We start from the raw sequence: 4,302 nt of genomic DNA, 5'->3' as shown, positions 1-4,302 counted from the left end.
TTACCGCTGACACCGAATGGCAAGCTGGACCGGCAGGCATTGCCGGCCCCGGACCAGCGTGCGGTGGTGACACGGCAGTATGAAGCGCCACAGGGTAAGCTTGAGCAGCAGCTGGCACAGATTTGGCAGGACTTGTTAGGCGTGGAGCATATTGGCCGCCACGACAACTTCTTTGAGTTAGGCGGGCATTCGCTGCTAACTGTTCAATTGCTAGCACGAATTAGGACAGAATTTGAGGTTGAAATAGCTATTCACCAATTGTTTTCCTATCCCACCATTTGCTTGTTCGGAGAGCTCATCATAGATGCACAGTTGCTTCAGTTTGATGTGGATTCCTTGAGGAAACTTAACGAGATAATCAAGGCTCCGAATCATAGGACTACTCTTAATTTTACTAAAGAAAAGTGATAATACTATGAACCATGAAGAATTAACGATATTTCCATTAGCTGGACGCAAACGTTTACTTGAATTGGCCAAACTGGCCAAGCTAACTCGTAATCAGCTTTCCACACAAGAAAAGATTACTCCTCGAATTAGTAATCAACCGGCGAGTTTGTCTTTTGCACAGCAACGACTGTGGCTTCTAGAACAACTGGATCCTGCTGCAAACATAGCATATCACATGCCAGCTGCGTTACGGTTACAAGGGCACTTAGATTATGCAGCATTACAAACAACGCTCGACCGTATTGTTGCTCGGCATGAAGTGTTGCGTACTCGCTTTGCCCTGATAAATGGTGAAGCGAAGCAGCTGATTGCCGAGGCAGATTGCGGTTTTACGTTAAACCAACAAGATCTGAGTTCCTTAACATCTATAGAGCGACAGGTAGCTATCAAAGAATTCATTATCGCAGAGGCAAGCAATCCCTTTGACTTGGCACAAGGCCCGTTAATCCGGGGACAATTGCTATACTTGAATGAAAATGAATATATCTTGTTACTGACACAACACCACATTATCTCAGATGGCTGGTCGATAGGGGTGTTGGTGCATGAATTTTCGACACTGTACAGTGCGTTTAGTCAGGGTTCAAGCGATCCGCTTCCGGAATTAGCAATTCAGTATTCTGACTATGCAGTATGGCAGCGTGCATGGTTGCAAGGTGAGCGGTTCGAACGGCAATTGGCTTACTGGCGGCAGACTTTGTTGGGAGCCCCTGCTTTACTGACCTTGCCAACGGATAGGCCGCGACCAGTGAAACAAAGCTATGCTAGTGGTCAAGTAACACTGTCATGGCCACCAGAGTTGGATGCAGAGTTACGAACATTGAGTCAGCGTTATGGTGCGACCCTGTTTATGACTTTGTTGACGGGATGGTCAGTGTTATTGGCACGGCTGAGTGGTCAACAGGATATCGTAGTTGGTACGCCAATATCCAATCGTCAGCAACAAGAGCTAGAACCGCTGATTGGTTTTTTTGTCAACACGTTAGCATTACGAGTTCAACTATTTGATAACCCTAGTGTCGGGGAGTTATTGACTCGAGTGAAAATGCATGCGTTGGAAGCTTATGAGCACCAAGATTTGCCGTTCGATAAACTAGTGGAAGCTTTACAGCCACCACGTAACTTAGGGCATAATCCAGTCTTTCAAGTAATGCTGGCGCTGGACAATACGCCAAGGGATACACGGCTACAGCTTCCCGGCCTGCATATTAGTCAGTTAGAGTTAGAAAGAAAGGCGACTCCGTTTGATCTAAGTATATCGTTCACTGAAACGGAGCAAGGGCTGAGTGGTTGTCTGGAATATGCCAAAGATCTGTTTGATGCTGCTAGTATCCAGCGACTGGCCGGATATTTAGAGAATGTGTTCGTAGCGATGGTGGCGGATGAGAACCAACGAGTACTAGAACTACCATTGTTATCGACCAGAGAGAGTGAGCAAATTTTGGTGGGCTTTAACGTTACCACCGAGACCTGCCCCCAAGATAGTTTAATCCATCAACTATTTGAACAACAAGTTGAACTAGCTCCAGAGTCGGTTGCTTTGCGTTATGGTGATGAAGAATTGAGCTATGGAGAGTTGAACTGTAGGGCCAATCAATTGGCACATCACTTAATAAAATTAGGTCTCAGCCCGGATGATAGGGTAGCAATCTGCGTAGAGCGCAGTCTGGAAATGGTAGTGGGTCTGTTGGGTATTTTGAAGGCGGGTGGTGCTTATGTACCGCTGGATCCTAACTATCCTATAGAACGATTGAACTATATGTTAGTCGATAGTCAACCAATGGTAGTGTTAACGCAGAGTAAATTGCTTGGTGTGTTACCAAAGGTATCTGTACCAGTATTGCCACTAGATATTGAGCAACAAGTGTTCCCAAATCAGATGATACACAATCCGGACGCAGTAATATTGGGGTTGAAACCAAGTCATTTAGCTTATGTGATCTATACCTCGGGTTCTACGGGACAACCCAAGGGAGTGATGAATACTCATTCAGGATTATCTAATCTGGCCTCCGTACAAGCTGAGTCTTTCAATGTTATCGCTGAGAGCCGTGTCTTGCAGTTTGCTTCTTTTAGTTTTGATGCCAGTGTGTCGGAATGGGTAATGACATTATGTCGTGGAGCGAGTCTTTATCTTGTTGCTAGAGAGGATTTACTGCCAGGCGAGCCTTTGACGCAAACTCTGTGCCGTCATCAGATCAGTCATGTTACGTTACCACCTTCAGCTTTGTATTTTTTAGATGCAGCAGTGCTACCGGAAGCTTTAACTCTAATTGTTGCAGGTGAAGCCTGTTCTGCATCTTTAGCCTCACAATGGACTAGCCAATATCGTTTTTTCAATGCCTATGGTCCCAGTGAGGCGACAGTTTGTGCCTCAATCTATGAGTACCAGACACAACAGTTAGACTCACTCCCGATAGGGAGGCCGATCGCAAATACCCAAATCTATATTTTGGACAGTTATAACCAGCCAGTACCAATTGGGGTGGCTGGTGAGCTCCATATCGGTGGGGCTGGGGTAGCGCGTGGTTATTTAAACCGCCCGGAGTTAACGGCGGAGCGCTTTATTGCCGACCCGTTTAGCAATAAAGCAGGAGCCAGGCTCTATAAAACCGGCGATCTGGGCCGCTGGTTGCCGGATGGGAATATTGAATATCTTGGGCGCAATGACTTCCAGGTCAAGATCCGCGGTTTTCGTATTGAGTTAGGCGAGATTGAAGCCCGGCTGGCGGCCTGTGACGGTGTGCGGGAGGCAGTGGTGGTCGCCCGGGAAGACGCGCCGGGTGACAAGCGGCTGGTGGCCTATCTGGTGCCGCAGGCCGGAATGGTGCTGGACGCCGCAACGCTGCGGGCTGAGTTAAGCACAAGCCTGGCGGACTATATGCTGCCCGGTGCATTTGTGGTACTGGAGGCGTTACCGCTGACACCGAATGGCAAGCTGGACCGGCAGGCATTACCGGCCCCGGACCAGGATGCAGTGGTGACTCGGCAGTATGAAGCGCCACAGGGTGAGATTGAACAGCAGCTAGCGCAGATTTGGCAGGATTTGCTGGGCGTGGAGCACATTGGCCGCCATGACAACTTCTTTGAGTTAGGCGGGCATTCTCTGTTGATCGTCAGTGTGATCGAGCGATTACGCCTGATGAATTTGCACCTAGACGTGGGAACCGTTTTTGCCGAACCAACGCTGATGGCGATGGCCGCCCGTGTCAGCAAGGAGGAAAATATCGCGGGCGAGGGTGTTCCCGAGAATCGTATCCCCAGAGATACTCAGGCTATCACACCGGAGATGCTGCCGCTGATTATGCTGAGTCAACCCGAGATAGACAGCATTGTAACTGACGTTGCTGGTGGCGCTGCCAATATCCAGGATATTTATCCACTCGGCCCGCTACAGCAAGGTATCCTGTTTCATTATTTATTGGGAGCCAAAGGAGACCCTTATTTATCGTACACCATAATGGCGTTCGACAGCCGACAGCGTTTGGATGGCTTTTTGACTGCCTTGCAACAGGTAATCGATCGTCATGATATCTTGCGCAGCGCGGTGCATTGGAAGGGATTACCGGAGCCGGTGCAGGTGGTGTGGCGTCAGGCGCCATTGCGGGTTGAAGAACTGAGCTTATTGGCGGGGGAAGATGCAGAACAACAACTGTATCAGCACATTGACCCACAGTGGGCACGGTTGGATGTGACCCGAGCGCCATTAATGTCGGCTAGTATTACACAGGATTCGCAGTCCGATGAATGGCTGCTGGCGTTACTGAGCCACCATCTGGTGTGCGACCATCTCACGCTGGAGTTAATGCTCCATGAAATTCAGATATTCATACAGCAGCAAGAAGAGCGCCT

2 protein-coding genes are annotated in these 4,302 nt (G+C 48.8%); both read left to right on the top strand.

Annotated features, from left to right (window positions below):
• Positions 1 to 408 (top strand): phosphopantetheine-binding protein (locus LGZ98_RS22955; protein ID WP_262978654.1); only part of this gene is annotated, 408 nt, incomplete at its 5' end.
• A gap of 7 nt (positions 409 to 415) precedes the next feature.
• The coding region (locus LGZ98_RS22950) for a non-ribosomal peptide synthetase (protein ID WP_262978653.1) at positions 416 to 4,302 on the top strand (3,887 nt) is incomplete at its 3' end.

The sequence above is a fragment of the Photorhabdus kayaii genome (genome assembly GCF_025384895.1).
Lineage (GTDB): Bacteria > Pseudomonadota > Gammaproteobacteria > Enterobacterales > Enterobacteriaceae > Photorhabdus > Photorhabdus kayaii.
Note: the sequence above shows the minus strand (reverse complement) of the source record. Positions and strands in the feature narration are given on the sequence as shown.